Origin of the sequence: Mycobacterium europaeum, from assembly GCF_002102155.1 — a bacterium.
Classification (GTDB): domain Bacteria; phylum Actinomycetota; class Actinomycetes; order Mycobacteriales; family Mycobacteriaceae; genus Mycobacterium; species Mycobacterium europaeum.
Genome location: NZ_LQOU01000070.1, coordinates 1 through 14803, shown reverse-complemented (window position 1 = coordinate 14803; position 14803 = coordinate 1). Strand labels below are relative to the sequence as shown.

Here is a 14803-nt window from a genome sequence, read left to right as displayed (position 1 = left end):
AGCCAGCTCCCTCCCCTGAATGTGGCGTCCGGCGTCGACGCTAAGTTCGGCGACTCGCCTTGTACAGCGCACCGGCCCGATTCAAATGGCTCTCAAGGAATTCGTTGGGCCCGGCAGCGGACTTTGCCACTTCCGCGACGGACAGTAGCGGAATACAGTGGGTGGGTGACGACGGGCGAAGACGGCAGGCACGTGCGCACCTGCCCCCTCTGTGAAGCCATGTGCGGCTTGGAGATTCAGGTCAACGACGGCAAGGTCACCAGCATCCGGGGAAACCGCGACGACGTGTGGAGCCGCGGACACATCTGCCCGAAGGGTGTCTCACTTGCGGCGCTGCACGACGACCCGGACCGCATCCGCCGGCCCATGATCAAGGTCGACGGCCAATGGCACGAGGTCGGCTGGGACGCGGCGTTCCGCCGCTGCACCGAGTTGCTGACGCCGGTGATCGAGAAATACGGGATCGGCGCGGTCACCGCTTACACCGGCAACCCGCTGGCACACTCGTTTTCGCTGGCCCGGTACGCCGGAGTGCTGATGGGGATGTCCGGGATGCCGGTGACGTATTCACCGGGGACCGTCGACCAATGGCCGAAGAACCTGTCCTCGCACCTGATGTACGGCCTCTGGTGGAACTTCCCCGTGCCCGACATCGAACGCACCGACCTGATGGTCATCATGGGTGCCAACCCCGCAGCGTCGCAGGGCTCGCTGCTGGCCGCGCCCGACGTGATGGGCCTGATCGAGGCGATCCGCAAGCGCGGCAAGGTGATCGTGATCGACCCGGTGCGCACGCAGACCGCGGCCCGCGCCGACGAGTGGCTGCCCGTCGTGCCCGGGACCGACGCCGCGCTGCTGCTGGCCGTGGCGCACACGCTGTTCGACGAAGATTTGATCAATCCCGGACCATACGTCGACGGTGTCGACACCATGCGCCGGGTGGCCGCGGATTGGCCGCCGGAACGCGTCAGCGCGGTCACCGGCATCGACGAGGACCGCATCCGGCGGTTGGCCCGGGAACTGGCCGGCACCGATAAGTCCGTGGTGTACGGGCGAATCGGCTTGTGTAACCAGGAGTTCGGCAGCCTGGCCAGCTGGCTGGTGGACGTGATCAACATCTTGACCGGCCACTTCGACGTGCCCGGGGGAGCGATGTTTCCGAAGCCGGCGGCGTGGTCGATCACCACCCAGCCATTGCCCGGCCTGGAGGGTGGCCTCCCGGAATTCGGCCGCTGGCACACCCGGGTGCGCGGGGCGAAGGAAGTGCTGGGCCAGGCGCCGGTGTCCTGCATGGCCGAGGAGATCGCCACCCCGGGAGAGGGGCAGCTGAAGGCGCTGATCACCGTCGCCGGCAATCCCGTCTTGTCCACCCCGGGCGGAGACAAGCTCGACGAGGTGCTTCCAATGCTGGAAGCGATGATCTCCGTTGACCTTTGGCTCAACGAGACGACGCGGCACGCCGATGTGATCCTGCCCGGCCTGTCCCCGCTCGAGCAGCCGCACCACGACGACCTGATCCTGCTTTTTGCGATCCGCAGCATCGCGAACTACTCGGCGCCGGTGTTCGATCCTGGAGACCGCCCGCACGAATGGGAGATCCTGATCCGGCTGACCGGCCTGTGCACCGGGACGCCGGCGGAGGACGTCGACGTCGCGGCGATCGACGACGGATTCTTCGACTACCTGGCGTTCACCAAAGGGCTTGATGGCGCGGAGATCCGCGAGCTCTACACGCAGGGCGGCCCCGAACGCATGCTCGACCTCACGCTGCGGACCGGACCGTTCGGTGACCAGTACGGCAAGAACCCGGGCGGGCTCACCCTGGACCTGCTCAAGGCCAACCCGAACGGCATCGACTTCGGGCCGATGGTGCCGCAGCTACCCGAGATCTTGGGCACCCTCGACAAGAAGATCCATCTCGCCCCGCAATACCTGCTGGATGACCTGCCGAGGCTCACGGCGCGGCTGGAGCGGCCCGCCGAGCCGCTGGTCCTGGTCAGTCGCAGGCACCTGCGCTCGAACAACACCTGGCTGCACAACGTGCCGGCGCTGATGAAGGGAAAGGACCGCTGCACGTTGCTGATTCATCCCGACGACGCGGTGCGCTGCGGTGTCGCCGACGACGACGTCGTCACCGTGAAATCGGCGGCCGGCGAGATCAAAGTGCCCGTGGAGATCACCGACGCGATCAAACCGGGCGTGGTGTCGATGCCCCACGGATGGGGGCACGGCAAGCCGGGCACTCGCCTGGCGGTCGCCAACAATTCACCGGGGGTCAACACGAATGTGCTTTCCCCACCGACATTCATCGACGAGCCGTCCGGAAACGGTGCGCTCAACGGCATACCGGTCACGATCATCGACGACCAGGCCCGGTTCCGCCCCGCGCAGACACCCTGAGTCGCGCTACGTCCCCTGCCACCCCCTCGGTTGATTAACGGCAAGCGCCGCCTTGTGGTTCATCTCACCCCCGAGTCATTCGGATGAACCCCGCGGCGTGGCCCGTCGTCGGCATAGGCATGACCGCAACAACGCATCTCACATCGCCGCGCCGGGCCGCTCACCGCGAGCAGGGCGCACCGCACATCGCCGGGGCGGCGGTGGCCTTCACCCCGCACCGCTACAACCAAGACGAAGTCGCCCGCGAGCTCACCGAATTCACCGATCCGCGGTTCCTGCGTTTCGCCGAGACGACGGGGGTAGACCACCGCAGTCTCGCGCTGCCGCTGTCACGCTACCCACAGCTGAGCGGCTTCACCGAAGCCAACGATGCTTATCTCGAGGTCGCGGTCGATCTCGGGGAACGGGCGATACGTTCGGCGTTGGAGGAGGCCGGCATCGCGGCACACGAGGTGGACACCATCGTGATGGTCTCCAGCACCGGCATCGCGGTACCCACCATCGATGCACGGCTGATGACCCGAATCGGACTGCGGCCCAACGTTAAACGCGTTCCGCTGTTCGGCCTCGGCTGTGTGGCCGGCGCCGCCGGGATGGCGCGCGTGCACGACTACCTGCACGGCTACCCGGGGGATGTGGCCCTGCTCCTGTCCGTCGAGCTGTGTTCCCTCACGCTGCAGCGCGACGACACCTCGATCCCCGCGCTGATCGGGGTCTCCCTGTTCGGCGACGGTGCCGCCGCCGTGGTCGCCACCGGAGCCGACCGAATCCCGCCTGCCCACAACGGACGTCGTGCGCCCCGGCTCCTGGGGACGCGCAGCTGCGTGGTGCCCGAGACCGTTGACGTCATGGGGTGGAACGTGGGATCCACCGGCTTCCAGCTGGTGATGTCGCGCGACGTGCCCAAGATGGCCGATGCCTACCTGCGGGACGAGGTCGACGGTTTCCTGGCCGACCACGGCCTGTCCCTGGCCGACATCTCGACGTGGGTGTGTCATCCCGGCGGCCCGAAGGTCCTGGACTCGATAGAAGAAGCACTCGGTCTTTCGTCGGAGGCGCTGGTTCACAGCCGAAACTCGATGCGCGACAACGGCAACATCTCCTCGGCGTCGGTGCTCGACGTGCTACGCCGCACGGTCGCCCAACCGCCGGCCGAAGGGGCCTTCGGGGTGATGCTGGCGATGGGCCCGGGCTTCAGCTTCGAGCTGCTGCTGCTGCAGTGGTGAGGGGCGAGGCCATGTACTACTACCTGTTCATTCTGGCCATCGGCGCCGAGCGCCTGGTCGAGCTCGCGGTCTCACAACGGAACACCAAATGGTCACTGGCGCACGGCGGCAAGGAATTCGGCCGCGACCACTACCCGGCCATGGTCAGCATGCATGCCCTGCTGCTGGTTTCGTGCGTCGTGGAAACCTGGGTCTTCGCACGGCCCTTCATCGGATGGCTGGGCTGGCCGATGCTCGCGGTCGTGGCGCTGAGCACCGTGGTGCGCTGGCGTTGCGTGAGCGTGCTCGGCAGGCATTGGAATCCACGGCTCATCGTCATCCCGGGCGCACCCTTGGTGCGTGACGGGCTCTATCGATGGGTGCGCCACCCGAACTACACCGCCGTCGCGGCCGAGGTGGCCGCGCTGCCGCTGGTGCACTCGGCGTGGCTGACGGCGATCGCGTTCAGCATCGCCAACGCACTGGTGCTCAACGTCCGCATCCGGGCGGAGAACGCCGCGTTGGGCCTGGTGTGAGCGCCCGAGCCATCAGGGGGCGATCGGACGATTCGTCCACTCGCGGTCGGGCCGGCGCGTCGAGCGGAACCAGCCGCCCGCCGCGCCGGTGCCGCCGTCGGTCGGGATGGTATGGCCGGTGACGAACGCCGAGAGGTCGGATGCCAGAAAGAGGATCACGTCGGCCTGGTCCTCGGGCACACCCATCCGGCCGACCGGGACCCATTGCGGCCACTGCGCCTGCTCCTCGGCCGACAGCCATTGCGAGTAGGGCACCTGCAGCGATTCGGTGACGTCGGGGGCGATCGCGTTGACCCGCACCCCGTGCCCGCCCACCTGTACGGCGAGGCTGCGGGTGAACTGGATGACGGCGGCCTTGAAGGCCGCGTAGACCGGGTCCTCCGGGTAGCCGCGCAGCCCCTCGACGGAGGAGACGTTGACGATCGCGCCGGCCCGCCGGGCGACCATCGCCGGCAGGAAAGCGCGGGTGACAAGCAAGACGTGGTGCAGGTTGATCCGGTAAAGCTCGGCCCAGAACTCGGGATCGGTGTCGACGAAGTTGCCCGGATGCCGCAGCCAGTGGCCCACGTTGTTGACCAGGACGTCCGCCCGGCCGTAGCGATCCAGCACCGATCGCGCCAAGTCGTCGACGGCATCCGCGTCCCGGACGTCGCTGACCACCGCCACAGCCGATCCGCCCGCGGCCGCGATCTCGTCGACCGTCCCCGCGGCAAGCCCGGCGTCGACATCGACGATCACCACGTGGGCGCCCTGCCCCGCGAACACCCTGGCGGTGGCCGCGCCGATGCCGCCGCCACCGCCGGTCACCACCGCTACCCGGCCACTCAACAACGCGTCAGCGCGCGAATCGTGGTTCATCGCTCATATCCTGGGCCACCGGGCGAAATCCACGGGGCCCGGGCCCGGTGAAGAGCCGGAAGCGTCGACCTATACCCATCGGCTACCCGCGGTAAACCGTGATGTACCCAACATTCGTGGCCCCTTCACCCGCAGTTTTTCCCGGCCCCGCGTGGGTATTCCGTGCCCACTTAGGAGGGATTGCATGGTTAGCACCACCGATCCACATCGCTTATTGCCAAGTGGCGCAATGAAGCGGCGGGTGCACCGTCGCCACAGCCCGCAGTCGGTCGCGGTCTCCCTGGCCAGCCGAATGATCGTGAAGAACACCGTGCGCGCCTGGGCCGCCACCCCGAATCTGCACTGGCCATTCGAATATGTCGACGGGCTCGCGGGAATGGTGCCGCGGTTCGGCATCTCCGCAGAAATCGAACCGGTTCAACTGGAAAACTGTGCCGCCGAATGGGTTTGCGCCCACGGGGCGTCGACCGACCGGGCGATCCTCTATTTGCACGGCGGCGCCTTCCTCACCTGCGGTCTCAACACGCATCGCTCGGTGGTCACCCGCTTGTCGAAGGCGGCGGATGCCGCCGTGCTCACCCTGGGATACCGAAAGCTGCCTTCGCATCACATCACCGACGCGATCGACGACGGGATGAGCGGGCTTCGTTGGCTGCAGGATCGCGGTTTCGACGGCGACCAGGTGGTCGTCGCCGGCGACTCTGCCGGGGGATACCTTGCGTTCATGACCTCGTTGCTGGCCATCAGCAGCGAGGTGATGCGGCCGGCGGGGATCGCGACCATCTCCCCGTTCACCGATGCCGACCCGGCCCGAAAGCTGCGGCACCGCAACGCGCGCAAGTGCTCGATGTTCACCCGCGGGGCGTTGTCGATGTTCGCCCAATATCTTAGTCAGGCACAGGTTTTGGAGGGGCGCGGCGAGTCCACCGTGGCTTCGCCGGTGGATGCCGATCTGTCCTCGCTGCCGCCGGTGACGATTCACGCCAGCTCCGACGAGCTGCTGCTCCCGGACGCCGAACTGATGGCAAAGCGCTTGGAAGCCAGTGGAGTTCCGTGTGATCTGCACTTGTGGGACGGGCAAATCCACGATTTTCCGTTGGCGGCGGACATCCTGCCGGAGGGCAGGCGCGCCATCCGCTACCTCGGCGATTTCGTCAAGGACGTCACCGCCGCGGCCACGCCGTGGCGGCGCGGCCTGCACACCGCCGCGGCCGCCGGCTAACCGACCCAGAAAGTGCCCGGGCCGCGTGAAGTCGGCCCGGCCGAGATTCGGCGACCCGTTTCGCGCCGCTGCCGATACAGTGGGTCGTAATGAGCCGACCAGCCCCACCTGTGTTGACCGTCCGGTACGAAGGATCCGAGCGCACGTTCGCCGCAGGCAACGATGTCTCAATCGGGCGTGACCTCCGCGCCGACGTTCGAGTGGCACATCCCCTGATCTCCCGCACGCACCTCATCGTTCGATTCGACCAGGGCCGATGGATAGCCATCGACAACGGCAGCCTCAACGGACTGTTCGTCAACCACCAGCGCGTGCCCATGCTCGACATCCAGGACGGCATGCGCGTGAACATCGGCAATCCGGACGGCCCGGCGCTGACCTTCGAGGTCGGCCGACACCAGGGCTCGGCCGGGCGGCCCCCGCTGACGACGTCCATCCCGATCGTCAACCCGGCCGGCGCGGCGGGCCCCCGCGTGACCCACCCCCAGCCGCCCGGCGCGCACTGGCCCGGCCAGCCCCAGCAGCCGGCGTCCGCCTCGTTCCGGCAGCCCACACATCAGCCCAGCGGACCCCAGCCCGTCCAGCCACCGAGTGGATCGATGCCGAGCCACCCGTCAGCCCCGCAGCCGCGGTACCCGACCGCCGGGCAACCTGCGGCGCCGCACAGCGGGCCGCAACACGCCCCGCAGATCTACCGCCCGCAGGCCACCACCGCGCCCCCGGCCCATGGCGGGCAGCCGGCGGGCCTGGAGACCGGGCGGGTCGGCGGGGACGCGTCCAACATCGCGACATCGATGATGAAGATCCTGCGGCCGGGCAAGGCGGTGGAATCGGTACCGGGCGCGATCAAGATCGGTCGGGCCAACGACAACGACATCGTCATTCCCGAGGTGCTGGCGTCGCGCCATCACGCCACCTTGGTCCCGACGCCGCACGGCACCGAGATCCGCGACAACCGCAGCATCAACGGCACGTTCGTCAACGGCGCCCGGGTCGACTCGGCCGTGCTGCACGAGGGCGACGTCGTCACGATCGGCAATATCGACCTCGTCTTCGCCGGCGGCACGCTGGCCCGCCGCGACGAGAGTGCGACCGCAACCCCCACCGGCGGCCTGGACGTGCGCGGCGTGACGTGGACGATCGAGAACAACAAGACGCTGCTGGACGACATCTCGTTGGGCGCGCAGCCGGGGACGCTGACGGCCGTCATCGGGCCGTCGGGCGCGGGCAAGTCGACCTTCGCCCGGCTGGTCGCGGGATACACGCACCCGACCAGGGGCACGGTCGCGTTCGAGGGCCACAACGTCCACGCCGAGTACGCCTCGCTGCGCAGCCGGATCGGCATGGTGCCCCAGGACGACGTGGTGCACGGGCAGCTGACGGTGCAGCAGGCGCTGATGTATGCCGCCGAACTGCGGTTGCCGCCCGACACCACCAAGGAAGACCGCGCCCAGGTGGTCGCCCGGGTGCTCGAGGAACTCGAGATGACCCAGCACCTGCACACCCGGGTCGACAAGCTCTCCGGCGGCCAGCGCAAGCGCGCCTCGGTTGCCTTGGAGTTGCTCACCGGGCCGTCGCTGCTGATCCTCGACGAGCCGACCTCCGGCCTGGACCCGGCGCTGGACCGCCAGGTGATGACCATGCTGCGACAGCTGGCCGACGCCGGTCGCGTCGTGCTCGTGGTCACCCACTCGCTGACCTACCTGGACGTCTGCGACCAGGTGCTGCTGCTGGCCCCCGGCGGCAAGACCGCCTTCTGTGGGCCGCCCAGCCAGATCGGGTCGGCCATGGGGACCACGAACTGGGCCGACATCTTCAGCAGCGTCGCGGGCGACCCGGACGGGGCGAAGGCGCGCTACCTGGCGCGCACGGGCCCGACACCGCCCCCGCCCCCGGCGCAGCAGCCCGCCGACCTGGGCGACCCGTCGCACACCAGCCTGTTCCGGCAGTTCTCCACGATCGCGCGGCGGCAGGTCCGGCTGATCTTCTCCGACCGGGGCTACTTCGTGTTCCTGGCGGTGCTGCCGTTCATCATGGGCTCGCTGTCCATGTCGGTGCCCGGCAACGTCGGGTTCGGCATCCCCAACCCCTACGGCGCCGCGCCCAACGAGCCCGGGCAGATCCTGGTGCTGCTCAACGTCGGAGCGGTGTTCATGGGGACGGCGCTGACCATCCGCGACCTGATCGGTGAACGCCCCATCTTCCTGCGCGAACAGGCGGTCGGGCTGTCCACCAGCGCCTACCTGCTGGCCAAGGTCTGCGTCTACACGGTTTTCGCGGTCATCCAGTCGGCGATCGTGACCGTGATCGTGCTGATCGGCAAGGGCGGTCCCACCCAGGGCGCGGTGGCCCTGGGCCGGCCCGGTCTCGAACTGTTCGCCGACGTCGCGTTGACCTGCGTGGCCTCGGCCATGCTCGGGCTGGCGCTGTCGGCCATCGCCAGGTCGAACGAACAGATCATGCCGCTGCTGGTGGTGGCCGTCATGTCGCAGCTGGTGTTCTCCGGCGGCATGATTCCGGTGACCGGACGACTCGGGCTGGACCAGATGTCCTGGGTCACCCCGGCGCGCTGGGGCTTCGCCGCGTCGGCCTCGACCGCCGACCTGACCAAGCTGGTGCCCGGACCGCTCAGCCCGAAGGACTCGCACTGGCGGCATACGCCTGCCGCGTGGTGGTTCGACATCGCCATGCTCGTGGTGATCAGCGTCTTCTACCTGAGCTTCGTCCGCTGGAAGATCCGGCTCAGGGGCGGCTGAGCCCGCACGGCGTTTGCAGCTGGCAGGTACCGGGCAACTGATGCCAGCCGGTGGCCTTGACGGGCGCCAGCACCGACGACGGCACCCCCCGTTTCGGGTGAAGGTGGTGCCATGCAACGAATCACCCCGCTCGAGCGCGACGACGTCACCGCCGATGCCGACCAAGCCGGTGCCGCCGGCCCGCCGCGTACCACAGCGAAGTGCGTGGTCGAGGCGATCGGGACCCTCTTTCTGGTGTTCACCTGCGGCGCCGCGGTCAGCAGCGGCAACCCACTGGCGCCGTTGGCCATCGGTGCCGTGCTGATGGTGATGGTGTACGCGGGCGGCCACATCTCCGGGGGCCACTACAACCCGGCGGTCACGCTGGCCGTGCTGGTGCGGCGGCGGATATCGCTCCGGGACGCCGCCTGGTACTGGGCCGTGCAATTCGGCGCCGGGCTGATCGCGGCGGCGGTGGTCCATTGGGTCGTCGATCCCGCCCACACCGGGACGCCGGCGACGTTGATCGTGCCGACCGACAGGCTGGCCGCCGTGTTCGTCGTGGAATTCCTGTTCACCTTCGCCCTGTGCTACGTGGTGCTCAACGTCGCCACGAGCAGCAAGCGATCCGACAACTCGTACTTCGGCCTGGCCATCGGTTTCACCGTGGTGTCAGGAGCATTCGCGGTCGGTGCCATTTCCGGTGGCGCGTTCAACCCGTCGGTCACCGTGGGCGCCGCGGTCGTCGGCCTGTTTGCTTGGCCGACGTTATGGATCTATCTCGTTGCGCAGGCCATGGCCGCCGTCGCCGCGGGCCTGACGTATGTCGGTCTGAACCCGGACGAGATATGAGCCGTCCGACCGCGGTCAGGCTCCCTTGCGCATGGCCTGCTCGGCGGCGGCGCGCATGCGGTCAGACAACTGCAAGAGCGCGTGCTCGCCCACACCGAGCGGAAGGGTGTAGGCCAATTGCCGCAATTCGACGGCATAGTTGCGCAAGTCGTCGCGGAGACGCGTCTCGACAGTGGGCATGACATCTCCCTCGGGCTGCGGCCGGGCAAAGGGTCCTGGTCCGCGTCGACCAACCGATTGACACATTTTCGCAGCCGCGCCGGCGATCGGCGAGAGCGCCGATCCGAATTAACGGGAGTTTGACGGCGTGTTTACAGCGGGCGCGCCCGGGTTGTTGGCGCCGGGCGTATCGCCGCGGCGAAATTCCGGGCGTACGATCGCCTTCGCGTTACGCTGACGCTGCTAGGTGTAAGGCCGGCAGAAAGGCGCGGGCGCCCGCATGGACTTTGAACTCGACGCCGGGCAGCGCGCGTGGCTGGCCGAGGTCCGCGAGTTCCTCCACGAGAACGTCACCGCAGAGCTGCGCGCCGAGCTCGCCGAGCATGACCTGGAGTTCCCGGGCGGCGAGGTGGCGCGGTTCCGCCGCAAGATCGGCGAGAAGGGCTGGTTCGGGCTGAACTGGCCACGTGAGTACGGCGGTCTTGCCGACAAAGAGGGCCTCGGCGCCATTCACCTGCACCTGCTGATGAGCGAATTCGAGTACTGGGGCGTCCCCGGGCCCGACCTGACGGTCACCTCGGTGGCGCCGATGATCATGCGGCACGGCACCGAACAAAACAAATCCGAATGGCTACCACTGATAGCCAGGGGCGAAATGATCTGCGCCGTCGGATATTCCGAACCCGACGCCGGCACCGACCTGGCCAACCTGCGCACCAGTGCGGTCCGCGACGGCGACGAGTGGGTGATCAACGGCACCAAGATCTGGAACAGCGGCGCGCAGCGCGCCACCCACGAGTGGCTCTGCGTGCGCACCGACCCCAATGCTGCGCGCCATCGCGGCATCTCGGTCATCGTCGTCCCGATCGACAGTCCCGGCGTGACGGTCCGCCCGCTCTACGCGTGGTCGGGCTATCGCACCAACGAGGTGCACTTTCGCGACGTGCGGGTGCCGGTCACCAACCTGGTGGGCGAAGTCAACCGCGGCTGGACATACATCACCGGCGCGCTGGATCTGGAACGCGGTGCGCTGACCAACCCGGGCGACCTGCGCCGCGCCGTGGACGAGCTGCGCGAGCTCGCGCGGCGGCCGCGCCGCGACGGCACGGTGCCCGCCGAGAGCCCCCCGCTGCGCCGCAGGCTCGCTCAGGCCGAAGCCGACGTGGCGGTCGCCACGCTGATGGGCTACGAGGCCGCCTCCATCCTCGACGGCGGTGTCATCCCGTCGGTGGAGGTCAGCGTCGAAAAGGTGTTCACCAGCGAGCTGCGCCAGCGCATCGCCGTGCTCGCGCTGGATCTGCTCGGCCCGGACGGATTGCTGGCGCACCGCAGCCCCGCCGCGCCGCTGGCCGGCACCTTCGAGCGGCTCTACCGGGCCGCGCCCCTGATGCGTTTCGGCGGCGGCACCAACGAGGTGCTCCGCGACATCATCGCCCAGCGCGGGCACAAGATGCCCAGCTACGGGCGCTGACGCATGAAGGTGATCCCCACCGCCGAACAGCGCGAGTTCGCCTCGTCGCTGCGGGCCCTGCTGGCCGCCGAGTGCCCGGTGCCGCTGGTGCGCGCGCTGAACGAACCGGGCGCCGACCGGCGCACCCCGGCGCTGTGGAAGGCACTGATCGAGGCGGGTGTCCTCGGGCTGGCCATCGGCGAGGAATACGGCGGCTCCGGCGGCACGCTGGACGACCTCGCCGTCTTCGCCACCGAGGCCGGTCGCGCGCTGTGCCCGACGGCGATCTCCAGCAGCATCCACGCGGCGCTGGCGATCGACCAGCTCGGCTCCCCGGAGGGCAAGCACACCTGGCTGCCGGGCCTGGCTTCCGGCGCGGTCCGCGGCACCACCGCGCTGTGGAGCGCACGGGACGCCGCGGTGGTGTCGGCCGCGCTGCGCGCCGACCCCGTGTCCGCGCGATGGCGGCTGAACGGCACCGCGGAGTACGTCGCCGACGCCGACGTCGCCGACGTCATCGTGGTGTCGGCTGCGGCACAAGGGAATACCCTCGTGTTCGCTGTCGACGCCGAAGCGCCCGGTGTGACGACGGAACCGCTCGCCATGGCGGGCGGTCACCGGGCCGCCACCGTCCGCTTCGACGGCGTCATGGTCGGCGTCGATGCGCTGGTGGGGGAGGTCACCGCCACGGCGTTGCGGCGCACGGCCAACACGGCGGTGGCATTGGGGTCGCTGGACTTGGTGGGCGTCGGGCAGGCGGTCATCGACCGCACCGTCGACTACACCAAGCTGCGTCACCAATTCGGCCGGCCCATCGCGTCTTTCCAGGCCGCCCAACACCTCGTCGCCGACATGCACATCGCCCTCGCGGCGGCCCGGCTGGCCGCGCATGCGGCGGTCTTCTGGATCGCGCGCGGTCGCACGGCGACCCGGGAAACCGCCATCGCGCGCATGCACGCCGCCGCCGCTTCCAGGTCGATCACGTTGGACGCCCACCAATTGCACGGCGGCATGGGGTATGTCACCGAGACCGATCTGCATCTGTGGTCCGAGCGGGCACGGCTGGGATCGACCTGGGGCGGCGGCGCGGAGGTCGCCGCGTCGTGGCTGGAGGAGGCCTGGGACGAAACTTCGAGGAGCGCCGGTGAGCCCGAACGATGACAACCTGATCGACGCCGACGCGGCGTCGCGCGTCGGCACGGTCGCCGCGACGGCGACGGGCGAGGTGAACCGGCGCGACTGGCAACGGTGGGCGGCGGCGATCGGTGACCACAACCCGCTGTGGTTCGATCCGGACTACGCCAGGGCCAACGGCTTTCGGGACATCGTCTGCCCGCCGCTGTTCCTGCAGTACGCCGTGCTCGGTGTCACGCCCCTCGAGGCGCTGCGGCCCGACGGTTCCTCCGGAGCGGTCTCGGGCAGCCTCGCGTTTCCGCGTGCTCCCAAGCGGATGGCCGGCGGGGAAAGCTTCGCCTTCCACCTGCCGGCGTATCACCGCGACGAAGTCGAGATGGTGCGCACCATCTCCTCCATCGTCGAAAAGCAAGGCCGCTCCGGCAGATTCGTCTTGGTCACCTGGCACACGGTGTACCACAACCAGTATCAAGACCTGCTCGCCGAAGCGTCGACATCCATGATCGCCCGTCCCTAGGAGCCCGATGACCGGCCAAGTCTTTTACGAGGACGTCGAGGTGGGCCACCAGATGCCCGAACTCACCGTGACCGTCGACGAAACCCAGCTGTTCTTCTTCAGCGCCGCCACCTACAACGGGCACCGGATCCACTACGACAAAGACTGGGCGCGCAACGTCGAAGGCTACGACGACGTGCTGGTCCACGGACCCCTGCAGGCCGCGCTGCTCGGCCGGGCCATCGGGGACTGGATCGGCGGGCGGGGCCGGCTGGTGTCCTTTTCCGTCCAGAATCGCGCGGTCGCCCATCCCGGCCAGCCGCTGAGCTTCGGCGGCACGATCACCGGCAAGCGCCTCTCCGACGAGGGCGCCGGGATGGTGGACCTCGACATCGCCGGCCGTCGCGAGCAGACGGTGCTGATGCCCGGAACCGCAACGGTCGAGCTGCCCCGGCGCGGAACGCCCCGGGAAGCCGATCAGTGACCGGGCTGCGCGGCGACGCCGCGATCGTCGGCATCGCCGAGCTGCCTGCGCAGCGGCGTCCCACCCGGCCGCCGCTGTTCACCCTCGACCAGTACGCCCTGCTGGCGAAGATGGTGATCGACGACGCGGGCGTCGGCGCCTCATCCGTCAACGGCCTGCTGACGCACGGCATCGCCGAGTCGGCGATGTTCGCGCCCGCCACCCTGTGCGAATACCTCGGCCTGCCCCTGGACTTCGGTGAGCGGGTCGACCTGGGCGGGGCCACGGCGGCGGGCATGATCTGGCGGGCGGCGGCCGCGGTGGAGCTGGGCATCTGCGACGCCGTCCTGGCCGTCGTCCCCGGCTCGGCATCGCAGCCGCAGTCCGAGAAGCGGCCCCCGCCGGCCCCGAATTGGTATGGCGCGTCGTCGAACAACTACGGGTCGCCGCAGGCGGAATTCGAGATTCCGTATGGCAACGTCGGCCAGAACGCGCCGTACGCGCAGATCGCCCAGCGCTACACCGCCGAATTCGGTTACGACCCCGCCGCGGTGGCCAAAATCGCCGTCGATCAGCGGACCAACGCGTGCGCCCACCCCGGCGCGGTGTTCCACGGCACCCCGATCACGGTGGACGACGTGCTCGCCAGCCCGATGATCGCCGATCCCATTCACATGCTCGAGACCGTGATGCGGGTGCACGGGGGAGCGGGCGTCCTGATCGCCAACGCCGACATCGCCCGCGGCGGCCGCCACCGACCGGTGTGGATCAAGGGTTTTGGCGAGCACATCGCCTTCAAGACCCCGACCTATGCCGAGGACGTGCTGCGCACCCCGATCGCCCGCGCCGCCGACAAGGCGTTCGCCATGGCCGGCCTGCAACGCTCGGACGTGGACGTGGCGTCGATCTACGACTGCTACACCATCACCGTGCTGATGAGCCTCGAGGACGCCGGCTTCTGCGACAAGGGCGACGGGATGTCGTGGATCAGCGGCCACGATCTGACCTACCGCGGCGACTTCCCGCTCAACACCGCCGGTGGGCAACTGTCGTTCGGGCAGGCCGGGATGGCCGGCGGCATGCACCACGTCGTCGACGGCGCCAGGCAGGTGATGGGGCGGGCGGGCGACGCGCAGGTGCGCGACTGCCACACCGGGTTCGTCACCGGCAACGGCGGCATCATGAGCGAGCAGGTCGCGCTGCTGATGCGGGGGGACTAGTGTCCTGAGTCATTAATTTGGGTGCAGTAGTTGGCGATGCTGGTCAGGATTTGGTCGGCTGTCTTGGTCCAGA

At 68.8% G+C, this 14803-nt stretch carries 13 protein-coding genes; 11 read left to right on the top strand and 2 right to left on the bottom strand.

Annotated features, from left to right (window positions below; all coding sequences use genetic code 11):
- Positions 1-165: 165 nt before the first annotated feature.
- The 3 genes from AWC03_RS26155 (at position 166) to AWC03_RS26145 (ending at position 4141) form a co-directional block, all read left to right on the top strand.
- Complete coding sequence (locus AWC03_RS26155) at positions 166-2400, top strand: molybdopterin-dependent oxidoreductase (RefSeq protein WP_085243609.1); 2235 nt, start codon at positions 166-168, stop codon at positions 2398-2400.
- A 119-nt stretch (positions 2401-2519) separates the two neighbouring features.
- The gene (locus tag AWC03_RS26150; RefSeq protein WP_085243643.1) at positions 2520-3626 is read left to right on the top strand and encodes a type III polyketide synthase; all 1107 of its coding nucleotides are present in this window, start codon (positions 2520-2522) and stop codon (positions 3624-3626) included.
- A gap of 11 nt (positions 3627-3637) precedes the next feature.
- Positions 3638-4141 carry an isoprenylcysteine carboxyl methyltransferase family protein gene (locus tag AWC03_RS26145; protein ID WP_085243608.1) on the top strand — a complete coding sequence of 168 codons (504 nt, stop codon included), beginning with the start codon at positions 3638-3640 and terminating at the stop codon, positions 4139-4141.
- A 12-nt stretch (positions 4142-4153) separates the two neighbouring features.
- Here the strand turns inward: AWC03_RS26145 and AWC03_RS26140 are convergent, their stop codons facing one another.
- Positions 4154-4999 carry an SDR family NAD(P)-dependent oxidoreductase gene (locus AWC03_RS26140; RefSeq protein WP_085243607.1) on the bottom strand — a complete coding sequence of 282 codons (846 nt, stop codon included), beginning with the start codon at positions 4997-4999 and terminating at the stop codon, positions 4154-4156.
- Between the two features lie 184 nt (positions 5000-5183).
- Between AWC03_RS26140 and AWC03_RS26135 the strand changes: the two genes are divergently transcribed.
- The 3 genes from AWC03_RS26135 (at position 5184) to AWC03_RS26125 (ending at position 9808) form a co-directional block, all read left to right on the top strand.
- The gene (locus tag AWC03_RS26135; RefSeq protein WP_085243606.1) at positions 5184-6221 is read left to right on the top strand and encodes an alpha/beta hydrolase; all 1038 of its coding nucleotides are present in this window, start codon (positions 5184-5186) and stop codon (positions 6219-6221) included.
- Positions 6222-6310: 89 nt separating this feature from the next.
- Entirely contained in the window at positions 6311-8977 is a 2667-nt protein-coding gene (locus AWC03_RS26130; RefSeq protein WP_085243605.1) for an FHA domain-containing protein, read from the top strand.
- A 111-nt stretch (positions 8978-9088) separates the two neighbouring features.
- Positions 9089-9808 (top strand): aquaporin, encoded by a 720-nt coding sequence (locus AWC03_RS26125; protein WP_085243604.1) that lies wholly within the window; start codon positions 9089-9091, stop codon positions 9806-9808.
- Positions 9809-9823: 15 nt separating this feature from the next.
- Here the strand turns inward: AWC03_RS26125 and AWC03_RS27570 are convergent, their stop codons facing one another.
- Positions 9824-9988 (bottom strand): hypothetical protein, encoded by a 165-nt coding sequence (locus AWC03_RS27570; RefSeq protein WP_167542718.1) that lies wholly within the window; start codon positions 9986-9988, stop codon positions 9824-9826.
- 259 nt (positions 9989-10247) lie between these two features.
- Between AWC03_RS27570 and AWC03_RS26120 the strand changes: the two genes are divergently transcribed.
- The 5 genes from AWC03_RS26120 to AWC03_RS26100 are packed head-to-tail and all read left to right on the top strand — an operon-like array spanning position 10248 to position 14730.
- Positions 10248-11438 (top strand): acyl-CoA dehydrogenase family protein, encoded by a 1191-nt coding sequence (locus tag AWC03_RS26120; RefSeq protein WP_085243603.1) that lies wholly within the window; start codon positions 10248-10250, stop codon positions 11436-11438.
- 3 nt (positions 11439-11441) lie between these two features.
- Positions 11442-12578, top strand: coding sequence for an acyl-CoA dehydrogenase family protein (locus AWC03_RS26115; RefSeq protein WP_085243602.1), 1137 nt, complete (start codon positions 11442-11444; stop codon positions 12576-12578).
- A gap of 4 nt (positions 12579-12582) precedes the next feature.
- The gene (locus tag AWC03_RS26110) at positions 12583-13068 is read left to right on the top strand and encodes a MaoC family dehydratase (RefSeq protein WP_085243642.1); all 486 of its coding nucleotides are present in this window, start codon (positions 12583-12585) and stop codon (positions 13066-13068) included.
- A gap of 7 nt (positions 13069-13075) precedes the next feature.
- Positions 13076-13531, top strand: coding sequence for a hotdog family protein (locus AWC03_RS26105; RefSeq protein WP_085243601.1), 456 nt, complete (start codon positions 13076-13078; stop codon positions 13529-13531).
- Positions 13528-14730, top strand: coding sequence for a thiolase family protein (locus AWC03_RS26100; protein WP_085243600.1), 1203 nt, complete (start codon positions 13528-13530; stop codon positions 14728-14730). Before AWC03_RS26105 ends, AWC03_RS26100 begins: the two co-directional genes overlap by 4 nt.
- Positions 14731-14803 lie beyond the last annotated feature (73 nt).

Bases quoted from the DNA above. Each gene is read 5' to 3' on its own strand.
- AWC03_RS27570 (WP_167542718.1), bottom strand. From the start codon at position 9,988: ATGCCCACTGTCGAGACGCGTCTCCGCGACGACTTGCGCAACTATGCC.
- AWC03_RS26145 (WP_085243608.1), top strand. From the start codon at position 3,638: ATGTACTACTACCTGTTCATTCTGGCCATCGGCGCCGAGCGCCTGGTC.
- AWC03_RS26115 (WP_085243602.1), top strand. From the start codon at position 11,442: ATGAAGGTGATCCCCACCGCCGAACAGCGCGAGTTCGCCTCGTCGCTG.
- AWC03_RS26135 (WP_085243606.1), top strand. From the start codon at position 5,184: ATGGTTAGCACCACCGATCCACATCGCTTATTGCCAAGTGGCGCAATG.
- AWC03_RS26120 (WP_085243603.1), top strand. From the start codon at position 10,248: ATGGACTTTGAACTCGACGCCGGGCAGCGCGCGTGGCTGGCCGAGGTC.
- AWC03_RS26125 (WP_085243604.1), top strand. From the start codon at position 9,089: ATGCAACGAATCACCCCGCTCGAGCGCGACGACGTCACCGCCGATGCC.
- AWC03_RS26140 (WP_085243607.1), bottom strand. From the start codon at position 4,999: ATGAACCACGATTCGCGCGCTGACGCGTTGTTGAGTGGCCGGGTAGCG.
- AWC03_RS26105 (WP_085243601.1), top strand. From the start codon at position 13,076: ATGACCGGCCAAGTCTTTTACGAGGACGTCGAGGTGGGCCACCAGATG.
- AWC03_RS26150 (WP_085243643.1), top strand. From the start codon at position 2,520: ATGACCGCAACAACGCATCTCACATCGCCGCGCCGGGCCGCTCACCGC.
- AWC03_RS26130 (WP_085243605.1), top strand. From the start codon at position 6,311: ATGAGCCGACCAGCCCCACCTGTGTTGACCGTCCGGTACGAAGGATCC.